The following is a 16,080-nucleotide window of genomic DNA, read 5'->3' on the forward strand; positions in this document are numbered from 1 at the left end:
TCAATAATCCAGTTCCAGCATCAGGGTTGCAAAGGGCGGGATGGTGATGTTCGCCCACCCTTCCTCGTCCGCCTGCACCTGTCCCATATTGCCCGCGCCGCTGCCGCCATAGTCCGCCGCGTCGCTGTTCAATATCTCGCGCCAGCGCCCGCCAGATGGCAGGCGCAGGCGATAGCCATGCCGCAACACCGGGGTAAAATGGCTGATGACGACGATCGGCCGGACGCCGGGCGCGCGCCGCTGCCAGGCGAAGACGCTATCGGCCGCGCCGTCCACCAGCACCCACTCGAAGCCCTCTGGCTCGCAATCGCGCGCATGCAGCGCGGGGCGGGACTGGTAGAGATGGTTGAGATCGCTCACCAGCTTCTGGACACCCAGATGCGGCGCATGGTCGAGCAGATCCCAGTCGAGCGCGCGTTCCTCGCTCCATTCGCCGCGCTGGGCGAATTCCTGCCCCATGAACAGCAGCTTCTTGCCGGGATAGCCCCACATGAACGCATAATAGGCCCGCAGGCTCGCGAACTTCTGCCAGTCGTCCCCCGCCATCTTGTGCAGCAGCGACGCCTTGCCATGCACCACCTCGTCATGGCTCAGCGCCAGAACGAAATTCTCGCTGAAGGCATAAAGCAGGCCGAAGGTGATATCGTCATGATGATGGGCGCGATGAACGGACTCGCGCTGCAAATAGCGCAGCGTGTCGTGCATGAAGCCCATATTCCATTTGAACCCGAAGCCAAGGCCCCCGGCATCGACCGGCTGCGACACGCCGGGCCAACTGGTCGATTCCTCGGCGATGGTCATGATGCCGGGATGCGCGCCGTACAGCGCCTTGTTCATCTGCTGGAGGAACGCGACCGCCTCTACATTTTCGCGCCCGCCATGGTCGTTGGGAATCCATTCCCCCGGCGCACGCGAATAATCAAGATACAGCATCGAGGCGACGGCATCGACGCGCAGGCCATCGATATGATAGCGCTCGGCCCAGAACAGTGCATTGTTGACCAGATATTGCACCACCTCGCGCCGGCCGAAATTATAGATGGCGGTGTTCCAGTCGGGGTGGAATCCCTTGCGCGGGTCGGCATGTTCATACAGCGCGGTGCCGTCGAACTTGGCCAGCCCATGTTCGTCGGTCGGGAAATGAGCTGGCACCCAGTCGAGGATGACGCCGATCCCCGCCCGGTGCGCACCGTCCACGAAGCGCGCGAACCCCGCCGGATCGCCGAACCGCGCAGTCGGCGCATAGAGGCCCAGCGTCTGGTAGCCCCAACTTGGATCATAAGGAAATTCGCTGATCGGCAGAAATTCGATATGGGTAAAGCCCATGCCGACGACATAGGGAATCAGCCGCCTGGCAAGGTCGTCCCAGCTCAGAAATTCACCGTCATCATCGCGCTGCCATGACCCGGCATGCACTTCGTAGATCGACACCGGCTGCCGCCGCGCATCGGCGGTGCGCCAATATTCCCGGTGGCGATCGTCGCCCCATTTGTGATCGTCCGGCGCCGCAACGATCGAGGCGGTGGAGGGCCGCAATTGCGACTGGAAGGCGAAGGGATCGGCCTTGAGCGGCAATAGCACGCCGTCCGCGCCGACAATCTCATATTTATAGGCGCTGCCCGCCTCCACGTCGGGCAGAAAAATCTCCCACAGGCCGGCGTCCGCGCGATGACGCATCAGGGCGCGCCGCCCGTCCCAGTGGTTGAAGTCGCCAACCACCGCCACCCGCCGCGCGTTCGGTGCCCAGACCGCGAAATGGGTGCCGGTCACGCCTTCATGGGCGATGACATGGGCGCCCAACTTGTCGAACAGCCGGCCATGCGATCCTTCGGCCAGATAATGATCGTCCATCGGCCCCAGCACCGGCCCGAAACTGTAGGGATCGACCAGCGTGTAGCTGCCCCCATCACCATAGGTGGCGACATAGCGGAGCGGCTGGCGCGTCTTGACCGCGACCGCGCCGAAAAACAGCCCGTCGCCGTGCACCTGCTCCAGCGCGCCAATGCTCTTGCCTTCCAGCGTCTGCGCCTCAACACCCACCGCATCGGGCAGCAACACACACGCCGTAAAACCCTTCCCGGCCGGATGGACGCCAAGCGTGGCAAAGGGATCGTCATCCAGCCCGTTGACCAACCTGTCGATCTGTTCGGGCTTCAGCACCACGTCATCCCCTGCCTTCGGTCATGGCGCGATCTTCCAGATATCAGCCGCATATTCGCGGATCGTGCGGTCGGACGAAAACCATCCCATGCGCGCGACATTATGGATCGCCTTCTTCGCCCACAATGCCTGATCCGACCAGAGCGCATCCACCCGGCGCTGCGCGGCGGAATAGCTGTCGAAATCGGCCGCGAGCATGAACCAGTCATGGTCGTAAATGCCCTGCACCAGCCCCTTGTAGCGATCAGGATCGTCAGGGGAAAAGACACCACTGGCGATGGCATCCAGCGCCTGCGCCAGTTCCCGGCTCTGGCCGATGACGTCGCGCGGGACATAGCCCTGCGCCCGCCGTTCGTTCACTTCCTGTGCGGTCAGGCCGAAGATGATGATATTATCCTCGCCCACATGGTCGCGCATTTCGACATTGGCGCCGTCCAGCGTGCCGATGGTCAGCGCGCCATTGACCGCAAACTTCATGTTGCCGGTGCCGGATGCTTCCATGCCCGCCGTCGAAATCTGTTCGGACAGGTCGGCGGCCGGGATCATCACCTCCGCCATGGAGACATTGTAATTGGGCACGAACTGCAACTTCAGCAGCCCCTGCACCGCCGGATCATGATTGACCGCACGGGCAACGTCGCCCGCTAGTTTGATGATCAGCTTGGCATTATGGTAACTGGGCGCCGCCTTCCCGCCGAACAGCTTGACGCGGGGCACCCAGTCCTTTTCCGGGTGCGAGCGGATCTGGTCGTAGAGCGACACGGCTTCCACGATGTTCAGCAACTGCCGCTTATATTCGTGGATGCGCTTGATCTGGATATCGAACAATGCCGTCGGGTCGATCCGCGCATTGATCCGCTTGCGCAGCAGGTTCGCCAACTCGACCTTGTTGGCGCGCTTTACGGCCAGGAATTTCTCCTGAAACGCGCTGTCGTCGGCAAAGGCGTCCAGGTCGCGCAGCGCTTCGGCATCATCCAGAAACCTGTCGCCGATCGCTTCGCGGATCAGGCCGGTCAGCCCCGGATTGCACTGCATCAGCCAGCGGCGGAAGGTGACGCCATTGGTCTTGTTGTTGATCCGCGCCGGGTACAATTTGTGCAGGTCGGCAAAGACCGTGACCTTCATCAAATCGGTGTGCAGCGCCGACACGCCATTGACGCTGTGCGACCCGGCAAAGGCCAGATTGCCCATGCGCACGCGCCGGTCGCCGCCTTCGTCGATCAGCGATATCGTGCCGATCGCGTCGTCGGTGAACTGGCCAGATTTACGCGCTTCGCCCAGCAGCGTGCTGTTGATCGCATAGACGATCTGCATATGGCGCGGCAGCAACCGCTCGAACAGCGGCACTGGCCAGCTTTCCAGCGCTTCGGGCAGCAGCGTATGATTGGTGTAGCTGAACGTCCGCCGGGTGATGTCCCATGCTTCGCCGAAATCGATCCCATGATCGTCCAGCAAAATGCGCATCAACTCCGCCACCGCCACCGCTGGGTGCGTGTCGTTCAATTGAATCGCCGCCTTGTCCGGCAATGTCTCGATGCTTCCGAAATATTGAATGTGCCGCCGCACAATGTCCTGCAACGACGCGGAGGAGAAAAAATATTCCTGCCGCAGCCGCAATTCCTGCCCCGCCGGCGACGAGTCCGCCGGATAGAGCACCCGCGTCAGCGCCTCGGCCCGGTTGCTTTCGGACAGCGCGCCCACATGGTCGCCGGCGTTGAACTTGTCGAGCAGGATGGGGTCGATCGGCTGCGCTTCCCACAGGCGCAGCGTATTGACCCGCTTGCCGCGCCAGCCCGCGATCGGCGTATCATAAGGGGTGGCGATCACCCGCTCGGCGGGTCGCCAGCGCATCTGGTGCGGGCCGGCATCCTCACCCTCGGCCGGGTCGACGCGGCCGCCAAAGCCGATCTCGTAACTCGCCTCGCGCCGCTCGAACTCCCACGGATTGCCATGCGCCAGCCAGTTTTCGGGTAATTCGACCTGCCAGCCGTCGCTGATTTCCTGCCGGAACATGCCGTTCACATAACGGATGCCATAGCCATAAGCCGGCACATCGACCGTCGCCATGCTTTCCATGAAGCAGGCGGCCAGTCGCCCAAGCCCGCCATTACCCAAAGCCGCATCCGGCTCCAGCGCGGCGATCAGGTCCAGATCGACGCCGAGCGAATCCAGCGCCGCCTGCAAATCGTCCAGCATCTCCATATTGGACGCCGCATCGCGCATCAGCCGGCCGATCAGGAACTCCAGGCTCAGATAATAGACCCGCCGCCCTTCCTGCTCATAGGTTTTTTGGGTGGAAGTGATCCAGGCGTCGATCACCCGGTCGCGAATGGCCAGGATCACGGCATGCAGCCAGTCGTGCGGCTTGGCCGCCGCCGCATTCTTGCCGATGCGATAGGTCAGCCGCTCGACAATCTCGTGGGCAAGGACGTCCGGGTCCACCTGACGCGGCGCGGGCTTGGGAAGCTTGGTCTGGCCCTTGAGATTCATCGCCTGATCCCCCTGATGAGTTACCGCGATGATGGCACAGCGTCTGTCGCCGCGCCACGCTATTTTTGCGGTGCAGCAATAACTTGCCGCGCCGCATTTCGATCCGTTCAGCGTGGACGCCGCGTCACGATCGCGCCGGCCACCCCAGCGCGCAGTTCGGCGCGTACCGGATAGGTGCTGGACGGCAGATGCTGCGTCATGAACAGACCGATCAGTCGTTCGACCGGGTCGATCCAGAAATAGGTCGAAAAGACGCCGCCCCAATAATATTCCTGACTTTCCATCCCCATGGCAAAGCCCAACCCGAAGCCGACGCCCTGATAGTCGGCCTCACTGAACATCGCGCTCGACAGGCTGGACAGGTCGCCGCCGCCCGGCAACTGGTTGCTGCGCATCTGCGCGACCGTCTCCGCCGCCAGCAGCCGTACGCCATCCAGTTCCCCGCCGCGCAGCAGCATGCGCGCGAAGCGATGATAGTCCGCCACCGACGACACCAGCCCGCCACCGCCCGACAGGAACCGCCCGGTCCGGCGCCATCCGCTGCGCGCACCGATATCGGCGATGGCAAGGCCACCATCCTCGTCCAGCCGCCAGGCGTCCGTCATCCGATGCGCCTTCTCGTCCGGCAGCACGAAGCTCGTATCGACCATGCCCAGCGGATCGAGGATATGGGTGCGGAAGAACGCCTCTAGGTCCAGCCCGCTCAGCCGCTCCACCACCACGCCCAGCACATCGGTCGACACCGAATAATTCCACCGCTCGCCCGGCGAAAATTCCAGCGGCAGGGTGGAAAGGTCCGCGACGAACTGGTCCGATGTCCGTTTCTGCTGGAACTCGTCGAGGCCGAGCTTGCGATAGCGTGCGTCGATCGGCGTCTGGCGCTGCAAGCCATAGGTCAGGCCCGACGTATGCCGCAGCAGGTCGATCATCAGCATCGGCCTTTTGGGCTTGGCCCGATTGGCCTGCCCCACGCGCAGGTCGGCAAATTCGGGGATGATATCCGTGACCGGCGTATTCAGCGCGACCTTGCCCGCCTCCACCAGCATCATGAAGGCGACCGATGTGATCGGCTTCGTCATCGACGCAATGCGATACAGCGCGTCGGCTTGCAGCGCTTCCCCGCTTGCCCGCGCCTGCCCGCGCACCACCGACAGCAGCACCTCTTCATCACGCGACAGCAGCAATTGCATATGGGGCAGTTTGCCGCTGGCCAGATAGGTGCGGTCCAGATGCGCGACCAGCGCGTCCAGCCGATCCGGGTCCATCCCCGCCGCCACCGCCGCCTTGCCGTCGATTCCGTCCACCCTGCCACCTGTCCTTCCGCCGTCACCGTCACCGTCACCGTCACCGTCACCGTCACCGCTAACGCAGCGTAACGGATGCGTAAACAGCTTGGACGTTGCCAAGACCCCACCCGCCCCTCTATGGCAACGCGCCAGAACAGCATAACTGGACGACCACAGGCATGGCCACCGGCCTCTCCGCAATCTTCATGGCCAACCGCCCCGCCCTGCTGCGCTTCCTGCGTGCACGCGGCGCGCGCGACGATGCCGAAGACCTGCTTCAGGACATGTGGATGAAGCTGGAGGCCAAGGATCTTGGCCCGGTATCCGATCCGTTGCCCTATCTGTATCGCATGGCGAACAATCTGATGCTGGACCGCTATCGCTCCACCACACGGCGCGAACGGCGCGAACAGGATTGGGCCGAGGGCGCGGGCGGCGTGATGGCCGATCCCAGCGAGGACATCGCCGTGGACGATCGCATGGTCCTGAACGAACAGTTGAACGAGGCCCGCACCGTGCTGCGCGATCTGGGGCCGCGCGTCGAACTGGTGTTCCGCCGCTTCCGGATCGAAGGCGTCGGTCAGCGGGTCATCGCCGACGAACTGGGGCTCAGCCTGACCACGGTGGAGAAGGATCTGCAAAAGGCCTATCGGGCCATGCTGTCGCTCAAGCAGAAACTGGATACGGAATGAGCGGGTCGGCGACGTCAGGTCTCGCAAGGGGCAAAAAATGAACAGGGCCGGAGCCATGATTAACGAGGAGGCGCTGGGTTGGGTCATCCAAACCCGCGACCCGGAATTTAGCGACTGGGACGGCTTCACCGCATGGCTGGAGGCGGACCCTGCACATGCGTCCGCCTATGATGCGCTGATGCTGGCGGACAGCGAGTTGGACAGCTTCGTGCCGTCCGAACCGGTCATCATGCCCATCGCTGCCAATGATCCGGGCGTACCATCGCGCCGTCCGCTCCGCTGGATCGGCGGCGGTGCCGTCGCGGCGGCTCTCGTTGCGGCTGTCTCACTCGGTGTCGCAAACCGCAGCGACATCTACAGCGTCACGACCCGGCCCGGCGAAATCCGGGTCATCGCGCTGGACGACGGCACGAAGGTCGAACTGAACGGCGACACCTCCATGCGCTTTGATCGCAAGGATGCCCGCTTCGCCGCGCTCGATGCTGGCGAAGCCGCCTTCACCGTGCGCCACGATGCCGCCAATCCCTTCCGCGTCACCGTGGGCGACGCGGTGTTCGAGGATGCCGGCACCGTCTTCAACATCGTGCGGACCAAGGCCGCGACCCGCATCGGCGTGTCGGAAGGCAAGGTGATCTACAATCCGCAGGCCGAAGCGATCGCCTTGCCCGCCGGCCGCGCACTGGCCGACGATGCGCAAGGGCTGCGCGTCATGGACATCGCCCCCGCCGCCGTCGCGAGCTGGCGTCAGGGGCAACTGGTCTACAGCAACGCGCCGGTCGCGCAGGTGGGCGAAGACGCCGCCCGCTCGCTCGGCCTGACCGTCCGCTTCACGCCGGGCGCGCAGGCGATGCGCTTTACCGGCACGATCCGGCTGGACCGCGATCCCGCGCGCTTCTTTGCGCAGGCCGCGCCGCTGATGGGCCTTTCCGCCGTGCGTCAGGGCGACGCCTGGCTGTTGAAGGAGGGAAATGGGCCGCAGAACTGACCTTCTGATCGTCACCACGCCCCTCTTCGCGATCGCCATAGCGACAGCAACGCCCGCTTCAGGGGCGAATAGACAGGATATCAGCATCGCCCCCGGCTGGCTGGGCGAGGCAGCGATAGCGCTCGGCCGTCAAACGGGCGCCAGCATCGGCATGTCGGACCAGTCGCTCGCTGGCCTGCGCACCCCTGCCGTCCAGGGCCGGATGAATGCCGAAGCGGCGCTGCGCATCCTGCTCAAGGGCAGCGGCGCGAAGGCCCAGCGCGTCGGCAGCAATGGCTGGCGCATCGTTCGCGCCAGGTCCGCGCCGCCCCCGCCCCCAGCCGCTGCGCCCGCCCCCATGCAGGCCGCCCCACTCGCCGATCAGCCGCCGGCCGAAATCATCGTCACCGCGTCCAAGCGCGACACGCCATTGCCGCGCTATGCCGGCATGGTGGAGGCGCTGGACGCCAGCATGTTCACCACCGCCGAGGCGTCTGGCGGCACCGCCACGCTGCTGGCGCGCGTGGCGAGCCTGAGCTCCACCCACGCCGGCGCCGGCCGCAACAAGCTGTTCATTCGCGCCATCGCGGATTCGGGTGTCGCCGGCCCGACCCAGGCGACCACCGGCCAATATCTGGGCGACATGCGCCTGAACTATGCCGCGCCCGACCCCGACCTGAAACTCTACGACGTGGGCCGGATCGAAGTGCTGGAAGGACCGCAGGGGACATTATACGGCGCAGGATCGCTGGGCGGCATCATCCGCGTTATGCCCAATGCGCCCAACCTCGCCGAATATGGCGGGCAGATGTCGGCCGGCCTGTCTGCTACCCAGCATGGCGATCCGGGTGGCGACCTGTCGGCCACGCTTAACATCCCGATCGTCTCGGAAAAACTGGCGCTGCGCGTCGTCGGCTATGGCGTGCAGGATGGCGGCTATATCGACGACGTCAATCGCGGCAAGGACGACGTCAACAAGGTGCGCACCTATGGCGGCCGGACCGCGCTGCGCTTCGCCCCGGACGACGACTGGACCATCGACCTGAATAGCGTCTACCAGCATATCGACGGTGACGACGCCCAATATGCAACCCGCTCCGTCGGGCGGCTGGAACGGGCCTCCGCCGTCGCCCAGCCCTATTATTCCGACTATCTGCTCGGCAACCTGCGGATCGAGAGGCAATGGGACAGCCTGCGCTTCGTATCCTCGACCGGCTATGTCCGCCACATTTTGGCGGAAAGCTATGACGCGACCCAGCCGGGGGGACCGCCCGCCCTGTTCCGTCAGCGCAACAAGGTCGCCATCTTCACGACTGAAAACCGGCTCGTGCGCGACCTCGACAATGGGCTGGGCTGGATATTGGGGGCCTCCTATCTCCAGAGCACGTCCGACCTCAATCGCTCGCTCACCTCCTTCGGCACGGCCGAGGTGCAGCCCGCCATCATTCCGGGCGTCGCGATGTACGGTCGCGGTATGGCCGCTCCCGCGACGGGCGTGCGCAACATGGTCAAGGAAGCGACCATGTTCGGCGAGGCGTCGTTCGAGCCGGTCAAGGGGCTGATCGCCACCTTCGGCGGTCGCCTGACCAACAGCCGCCTGTCCGGGGAAGCGCTCGATCCGGTCGCCGCCCTCTCCGACAGCGAGCTGGCGCGGGCGGAGGCGCAGGCCGACCGCAGCGAAACGATCTTCCTGCCCTCCGCCTCGCTGCTGACCGACGCCATCCCCGATGTCACGCTCTATGCCCGGTTCCAGCAGGGCTTCCGCCCCGGCGGCCTGGCGGTGGACGACCAGCGCGTCCGCCGGTTCCAGAACGACCGCGTCTCCACCGTGGAAGTGGGCGCGCGCAAGGGTGTGCCGGGCCACGACCTGTTCGCCGCCAGCGCCAACATCGCCTATACCGACTGGCGCAACATCCAGGCCGATGTCACCGACCGCATCGGCCTGCCCACCACCGCCAATATCGGCGACGGGCGCATCTATACCGTCGAAGGCCGCATCGTCGTGCGACCGTTGCAGCAACTGACGCTCGACGCCAGCATCATCTACAATGACAGCCGCCTGTCCCAGCCCGCCGATTTCGTGCGCGCACTATCCTATGACGGCCGCTCGCTCAGCCTGCCCAACGTCGCCAATCTCAGCGGCCGGCTGGCGGTCGATTATCGCACGACGATCGGCGACGACATGCGCTTCGGCCTGTCCGGCTCCGCCCGCTATGTCGGCAAGTCGCGCCTCGGCGTCGGTCCGATATTGGGGCAGACGCAGGGCGACTATGTCGACACCAGCCTGTCCGCCAGCCTGACCCATGGCCCGCTGCAATATTCGCTGTCGCTCACCAACCTGCTGGACAGCAACGGCAATCGCTTCTCGCTCGGCACCCCGTTCGACCTGCGCACCGACTATTATACCCCGCTGCGCCCCCGCACCGTCCGCATCGGCGTCGATTTCGCTTTCTGAACATCCATTCATCGCATTGCCTGACGGAAGCCACGGTCCGGCGACGTCCCATGCGCACGCGCGCACTTGATACAGCGCGATACGCAGAGGAGACATCATGCGACATCTACTGGCCTGCACGGCGATCGCGCCCGTGCTCGTGGCCCTTACTATGGCCAACGCCGACGCCGAAACCACCATCGCCACCGCCACGACCGCTGCCGTCAAGACCTCCACCGTGGCCAACGGCGGCGCTGACGACATCACCATCAGTGCGGCCGGATCGATCAAGCTGACCAGCGGCGCCGCCGTTACCGTGGACAGCAACAACAAGGTGTCGAACGCCGGCACCATCACCATCAACGACGCGAACAACGTCACCGGCATCCTGGTCGCGCCCGGCACGACCGGCGCCATCACCAACAGCGGCACCATCACGCTGACGGAAGATTATACCGCGACCGATACCGATAAGGACGGCGACATTGACGGCCCCTTCGCCAAGGGATCGGGCAAGACCGGCATCTGGGTCCAGTCGGGCGCTGGGCACACCGGCAATATCGACCATAGCGGCACCATCACGATCGAGGGCAACCAGTCGGCCGGCATCCGTCTGGACGGCAAGCTGACCGGCAATCTGTCGACCAGCGGCACCACCAACGTCACAGGCGACAACAGTTATGGCGTGGTCGCCAACGATGTGGCCGGCAATGTCACCTTGCGCGGGACCACGTCGGTTCAGGGCGCCAACAGCATCGGCGCCGCACTGCTGGGCGACGTCACCGGCGCGGTCAAGATTCAGGGCACGATCGCCAGCACCGGCTATCGCAGCACGACCCGTCCGACCGACGTGACAAAGCTGGATGCGGACGACCTGCTCCAGGGCGGCTCCGCGCTGGTCATCGCCGGCAATGTGACCGGCGGCATCATATTCGACGTACCGCCCACGCTGGACAGCACCAAGCCCGACGTCGATGGCGACGGCCTGACCGACGCCACCGAAGGCACGGCCACCGTCGTCACCTATGGCAAAGCTGCAGCGGTGCAGATCGGCGCGGCGGACCGCGACACCATGATCGGTGCGGTCGTGGCGGGCAACACCGGCTATGGCCTGATCGTCAATGGCGGCATCGCCGGCTATGGCGTCTATGATGGCGTGGACGCCAACGGCCTGGTTATCGGCGGGCTGGGCGGCGACGTCGGTATCGCCAAGGGCGTGAAGGTCGCTGGCACGGTCGCGGCCGTATCCTATGACAGCAACGCCACCGCCATGCGTCTGGGCAGCGGCGCCACCGCCGGCATAATCGACATCAGCGGCACCGTGGGCGCCAGCGGATCGACCAAGGACGGCACCGTGGCGCGCGGCCTGGTCATCGACGCGGGCGCCACTGTGGGGTCGATCGTGATCAGCGGCGCGGTCGGCGCATCGGGCGGCAGCACCGAAAAGGGCAGCGCGGTTGCGATCCTCGATTCGTCGGGCACCGTCTCCAGCCTGACCAACAGCGGCAAGATCACGGCGTCGGGCGGCAAGAGCGGCTCCAACGTCGCGATCGACCTGACCGCCAACAGCAGCGGCGTCACCCTGACGCAGGCGGCGGCCTCCGCTACCGCCACCGCGCCCGGCATCGCCGGCGACATCCGCCTGGGATCGGGCAACGATATGCTGACCGTATCGGCCGGCACGATCGCGGGCAACCTCAGCCTGGGCGCGGGCAATGACAGCATCATCCTGTCCGGCGCGTCCAGCATGGCCGGCAATATCGCGTTCGGCACCGGCACCAACAGCCTGTCCCTCGCAGGGACGTCAAAGGTCGCTGGCACGGTCGATTTCGGCGGTGGCGCGGGTACGCTGACGCTGGGCGGCACATCGTCCCTTTCGGGCACGATCACCAACGGCGGCAACGTCGCGGTGGCGCTGAATGGCGGCACGCTCAACAGCACCGGCACCGGCACCGTGGCGCTCGGCTCGCTGTCCGCCAGCAGCACGTCCACTTTGGGGGTCACCATCAACGGAACGACCGGCGCCAGCACCGTCTATGACGTGGCCGGGGCCGCCAGCTTCGCCAGTGGATCGCAGGTCAAGGTCAACCTGACCAAGGTCGGCGGATCGATCGGCAACTATGTCATCGTGCGCGCCGGATCGCTCAGCGGATCGCCGACGCTCACCACCGCCGCCCTGCTCCCCTATATGTTCAAGAGCAGCGTGACCGGTGACAGCGCCGCCGGCACCGTCACCCTGTCGATCGCGGCCAAGACCGTATCGGAACTGGGCCTCAGCGGCTCCACAGCCAGCGCCTATTCGGCGATCTTCAAGGCGCTGGACAATGACGCCGACGTCGCCGCCGCCTATCTGGCGATCAATGACGGGGCGACCCTGACCGGCAATGTGCGCCAGATGCTGCCCGACCATGCCGGCGGCACGTTCGAGGCGGTCACATCGGGATCGCGCGCCACTGCCCGCATCCTGTCCGATCCCAACGGCATCTACCGCACCAAGGACGGCCGCCTCGGCTTCTGGTTGCAGCAGGTCGGTTTCGGCAGCGCCAAGAGCGTGGGCAGCACCGCATCCTACGACATCACCGGCTGGGGCGCTGGCGGTGGCGTGGAATATCTCAGCGGCATCGGCGCGTTCGGTGGCTCCTTCGCCTATATCCATGGCAGCGACAGCAGCGGCAGTTCGAGCAATGCGGTCGATTCAGACCAGTTCGAACTGGCGGCGCACTGGCGCGGCCAATGGGGTCCGCTGCTCAGCTTCGCCCGCCTGTCGGCTGCCCGCATCAAGTTCGACGGCACCCGCAATTTCGCCAGCGGCGACGTCACCCGCACGGCGGAGGGCAATTGGAACGGTACGCTCATGTCCGCCACGGCCGGCGCAGCCTATCAACTGGACATGGGCCGCTTCAGCCTGCGTCCGGCGCTCGGCATCGACTATTACCGGCTCAAGGAAAATGGCTATAGCGAAAGCGGCGGCGGCGATGCGTTCAACCTGACCGTGCTGGGCCGCACCAGCGACGAACTGACCGCCAACGGCACCGTCACCGCCGGCTACGACTTCGGCAGCCTGAACAAGGAAGATGGCTGGGTGCGCATCGAACTGGAAGGCGGCCGTCGCCAGATCGTGGGCGGATCGCTGGGCGATACCACCGCTTACTTCAAGGGCGGCGATCGCTTCACGCTGGTATCGGAAGACCGCACCAACGGCTGGACCGGCCGCGCCCGTCTCTATGGGGGCACCGACACCTTCCGCGTCGGCGGCGAATTCGGCGCGGAGGAACAACAAAATCACGTCGCCATCTCATTTAGGGCGACGGTAAACTTCGTCCTGTGACGTCTTGAAGATGAAAGGACGGGCCACACCCCACAGACCCTCCCGGTCCGTCCTTTCCGCTCCGGCAACACACCCTCCCCAAGGGCGCCGGGCATAAAAGAGGGGCGTCGCTGGTCCCCCCGGCGGCGCCCCTTTATTTTTACTGTCGGCGAAAATATTCGACTGTGATCTGCACGTCACAACCGCTCATTTTTCGTCTGCGATCCCGATACACTGCTTCCAGATGCCACCGATGGTGCCGAACTGCTTACGATACTCGACGCGGCTGCCCGTCCCTTCCGGAAAGATAGAAAAGGCCATCGACACGCCTCCATAGCCGTTTTTGATCAAAACAACTTTCGAACCATCGTCCCGGTCCATCGCAGGCACATTATTCTTATTCGACATGCAAAAAGCGACGTCATTCACGGACTTTTGCGAATGAAAAACTTCTGTCGGGCCCTTATCCAGCACCTTCTGGGTCGAAGCGCAGCCAGACACGGCCAAGGCTGCCAACAGGCAAACTGGAACTCTCATGATACCCCCATGTTTGAACACGAACCTTCAGTTTGTGCTGTCTATACTGAGACTTATCGCGCGACTTCAAAATTATGTTTCACGAGCCGTCAATTTGGGGGAGCATCAAACCGGATCGTCCGTCAAAATCAGGCGGCGGATGGCTTCGCGGGCTATTTCGTCCGGTCTCAACGCCTGCTTTCCCGTCAATTCCAGCACGATCACGCGCTCCGCCTTGCTGCCTTCGGGACGCTCGCTGATGAAGGTGAATCGCGATTCACCGGACAGACGTTGCCGATCACCCAGCCCTAATATGCCCCAGGATTTGGCGCAGAGCCTAACATCAAGCGCTGTCAACCGTATCGCCGAGTATCGTCCGTGCGGATAGGTCGCTTCTTCCGTCGCCTCATCGACCATTGACTGAAGATCGCGCGCCGATCGAAAGAAGTCCGCTACCCGCATTCGCCCATGCGGCAGACAGAGAGATCCCGCACGAACTGGGCCGACGAATTGGTCCAGAGGCAGATCGAGTGCGGTTACAACAGGTGCATGCTGCGTCGAGTGAGCACCGATGGCTATCAGAAGCGGGCCAGCCAATAGCCAGGAAATTTGCACTGCTACCCGCTCCTCCGATAACTTAACCCAACCCCTTCTTTACCAGTTCATTGACGACCTGCGGGTTGGCTTTGCCCTGCATCGCCTTCATCGTCTGGCCCACGAAGAAGCCGAACAGGGCTTCCTTGCCGCCGCGATACTGTTCGACCTTGTCGCCATTGTCGGCGAGCACCTTGGCCACCGCCGCCTCGATCGCGCCGGTGTCGCTGGTCTGCTTCAGGCCCTTTTCCTCGACGATCCTGCCAGGCTTTTCACCCGTTTCCAGCATGATCTCGAACACCTGCTTGGCGATCGTGCCGCTGATCGTGCCATCGGCCACCAGCGCCAGCAATTCGGCGCCTTCCTCGGGGCTTACCGGGCTATCTTCCAACGACTTGCCAATGCGGTTGAGCGCGCCATAGAGTTCCGATAACAGCCAGTTGGCCGAAGCCTTGGCGACGTCGCCCTCGCTCTTCTTCTGGATGCGTGCACCTTCGGTCAGCAGCGCCTCGAACCAGCGCGCCGTGTCGGCGTCGGCGGTCAAAGTCGCGGCATTATAGGCGGACAGGCCGAGGTCGCCTTCATAGCGCGCGCGCTTGGCGTCGGGCAGTTCGGGCAGCGACTGGCGGCATGCCTCCAGGAAGGCATCGTCCAGTTCCAGCGGCAACAGGTCGGGATCGGGGAAGTAGCGATAGTCATGCGCATCTTCCTTGGACCGCATCGACCGCGTCTCGTTGCGATCCGGGTCATAGAGGCGCGTTTCCTGCACGATCTTGCCACCGGCCTCCAGGACATCGACCTGCCGGTTCGCCTCATGCTCGACCACGGCCATCACGAAGCGGACCGAATTGACGTTCTTCGTCTCGGTGCGCGTGCCGAACTCTTCACCCGGCTTGCGGACGGAGACGTTCACGTCGGCGCGCATCGAACCCTGATCCATATTGCCGTCGCACGATCCGACATAGCGCAGAATGGTTCGCAGCTTCGAGAGATAAGCCCCTGCTTCGGCAGGAGAACGCATGTCCGGCTTCGACACGATTTCCATCAGCGCCACGCCCGACCGGTTGAGGTCGACATAGCTGCTGGTCGGATGCTGGTCGTGCATCAGCTTGCCGGCATCCTGCTCGACATGGATGCGCTCGACGCCGATCACCTTCTTGCTGGCGTCGGGGTTCTTCTCGTCCAGCACGATCTCGATCTGCCCTTCGCCCACGATCGGGTGATAGAGCTGGCTGATCTGATAGCCCTGCGGCAGATCGGCGTAGAAATAATTCTTGCGGTCGAACCGCGACCATTTGTTGATCTGCGCGTCGATCGCCATGCCGGTGCGCACCGCCTGACGGATGCACTCCATGTTCGGAACCGGCAACATGCCCGGCATGGCCGCATCGACCAGGCTGACCTGCGTGTTCGGCTCCGCCCCGAAAGCGGTCGCCGCGCCCGAAAACAGCTTGGCGTTCGACGTCACCTGCGCATGGACTTCCAGGCCGATCACGACCTCCCACTCGCCGGTTGCACCCTGGATGCGATAGGTTGATTCAGTCATTGGCTATTCCACGCCTTTGTCGTCTTGGTCTTTTGGCGTCCCATCAGGCCACCTCAACCCAAGTTCAATTTCATGTCTGGCCGGCTGCCCT

At 64.2% G+C, this 16,080-nt stretch carries 10 protein-coding genes; 4 read left to right on the top strand and 6 right to left on the bottom strand.

All coding sequences use genetic code 11. From position 1 onward, the window contains the following. The 3 genes from glgB to ASE85_RS00785 form a co-directional block, all read right to left on the bottom strand. A complete protein-coding gene (glgB, locus tag ASE85_RS00775; protein WP_056684150.1) occupies window positions 1-2,160 on the bottom strand; it encodes a 1,4-alpha-glucan branching protein GlgB in 2,160 nt (719 codons plus the stop codon). A gap of 21 nt (window positions 2,161-2,181) precedes the next feature. Continuing rightward, window positions 2,182-4,650, bottom strand: a complete 2,469-nt coding sequence (locus ASE85_RS00780) for a glycogen/starch/alpha-glucan phosphorylase (protein WP_056682006.1) — start codon at window positions 4,648-4,650, stop codon at window positions 2,182-2,184. A 107-nt stretch (window positions 4,651-4,757) separates the two neighbouring features. After that, on the bottom strand, window positions 4,758-5,915 hold the full coding sequence (locus ASE85_RS00785) for a serine hydrolase domain-containing protein (RefSeq protein WP_056682009.1): 1,158 nt from the start codon (window positions 5,913-5,915) through the stop codon (window positions 4,758-4,760). A gap of 200 nt (window positions 5,916-6,115) precedes the next feature. On the opposite strand from ASE85_RS00785, the gene ASE85_RS00790 reads away from it, so the two are divergent. From ASE85_RS00790 to ASE85_RS00805, 4 genes are all read left to right on the top strand, one after another. After that, window positions 6,116-6,628 (top strand): RNA polymerase sigma factor, encoded by a 513-nt coding sequence (locus ASE85_RS00790; protein ID WP_056682012.1) that lies wholly within the window; start codon window positions 6,116-6,118, stop codon window positions 6,626-6,628. 55 nt (window positions 6,629-6,683) lie between these two features. Beyond that, window positions 6,684-7,613: a FecR family protein gene (locus tag ASE85_RS00795; RefSeq protein WP_056682015.1), complete on the top strand. Its 930-nt coding sequence runs from the start codon at window positions 6,684-6,686 to the stop codon at window positions 7,611-7,613. Then, window positions 7,597-10,047, top strand: coding sequence for a TonB-dependent receptor domain-containing protein (locus ASE85_RS00800; RefSeq protein WP_056682018.1), 2,451 nt, complete (start codon window positions 7,597-7,599; stop codon window positions 10,045-10,047). Before ASE85_RS00795 ends, ASE85_RS00800 begins: the two co-directional genes overlap by 17 nt. Before the next feature lie 97 nt (window positions 10,048-10,144). Next, window positions 10,145-13,354 (top strand): autotransporter outer membrane beta-barrel domain-containing protein, encoded by a 3,210-nt coding sequence (locus tag ASE85_RS00805; RefSeq protein ID WP_056682021.1) that lies wholly within the window; start codon window positions 10,145-10,147, stop codon window positions 13,352-13,354. A 186-nt stretch (window positions 13,355-13,540) separates the two neighbouring features. Here ASE85_RS00805 and ASE85_RS00810 read toward each other — a convergent pair whose 3' ends face one another. The 3 genes from ASE85_RS00810 to gatB all read right to left on the bottom strand — a co-directional run bounded on the left by ASE85_RS00810 (window position 13,541) and on the right by gatB (window position 15,989). Then, a complete protein-coding gene (locus ASE85_RS00810) occupies window positions 13,541-13,870 on the bottom strand; it encodes a hypothetical protein (protein WP_235523144.1) in 330 nt (109 codons plus the stop codon). A 105-nt stretch (window positions 13,871-13,975) separates the two neighbouring features. Further along, window positions 13,976-14,464, bottom strand: coding sequence for a hypothetical protein (locus tag ASE85_RS22765; protein ID WP_156358146.1), 489 nt, complete (start codon window positions 14,462-14,464; stop codon window positions 13,976-13,978). A gap of 22 nt (window positions 14,465-14,486) precedes the next feature. Next, window positions 14,487-15,989 (bottom strand): Asp-tRNA(Asn)/Glu-tRNA(Gln) amidotransferase subunit GatB, encoded by a 1,503-nt coding sequence (gatB, locus tag ASE85_RS00820; RefSeq protein ID WP_056682027.1) that lies wholly within the window; start codon window positions 15,987-15,989, stop codon window positions 14,487-14,489. Window positions 15,990-16,080 lie beyond the last annotated feature (91 nt).

Origin of the sequence: Sphingobium sp. Leaf26, from assembly GCF_001421665.1 — a bacterium.
Taxonomy (GTDB): Bacteria; Pseudomonadota; Alphaproteobacteria; order Sphingomonadales; family Sphingomonadaceae; genus Sphingobium.

What these genes read in the sequence shown, in the direction of transcription:
- ASE85_RS00780 (WP_056682006.1), bottom strand. Translation starts at nt 4,650, where the DNA reads ATGAATCTCAAGGGCCAGACCAAGCTTCCCAAGCCCGCGCCGCGTCAG.
- ASE85_RS00795 (WP_056682015.1), top strand. Translation starts at nt 6,684, where the DNA reads ATGATTAACGAGGAGGCGCTGGGTTGGGTCATCCAAACCCGCGACCCG.
- ASE85_RS00790 (WP_056682012.1), top strand. Translation starts at nt 6,116, where the DNA reads ATGGCCACCGGCCTCTCCGCAATCTTCATGGCCAACCGCCCCGCCCTG.
- ASE85_RS00805 (WP_056682021.1), top strand. Translation starts at nt 10,145, where the DNA reads ATGCGACATCTACTGGCCTGCACGGCGATCGCGCCCGTGCTCGTGGCC.
- ASE85_RS00810 (WP_235523144.1), bottom strand. Translation starts at nt 13,870, where the DNA reads ATGAGAGTTCCAGTTTGCCTGTTGGCAGCCTTGGCCGTGTCTGGCTGC.
- ASE85_RS00785 (WP_056682009.1), bottom strand. Translation starts at nt 5,915, where the DNA reads ATGGACCCGGATCGGCTGGACGCGCTGGTCGCGCATCTGGACCGCACC.
- ASE85_RS00800 (WP_056682018.1), top strand. Translation starts at nt 7,597, where the DNA reads ATGGGCCGCAGAACTGACCTTCTGATCGTCACCACGCCCCTCTTCGCG.
- gatB (WP_056682027.1), bottom strand. Translation starts at nt 15,989, where the DNA reads ATGACTGAATCAACCTATCGCATCCAGGGTGCAACCGGCGAGTGGGAG.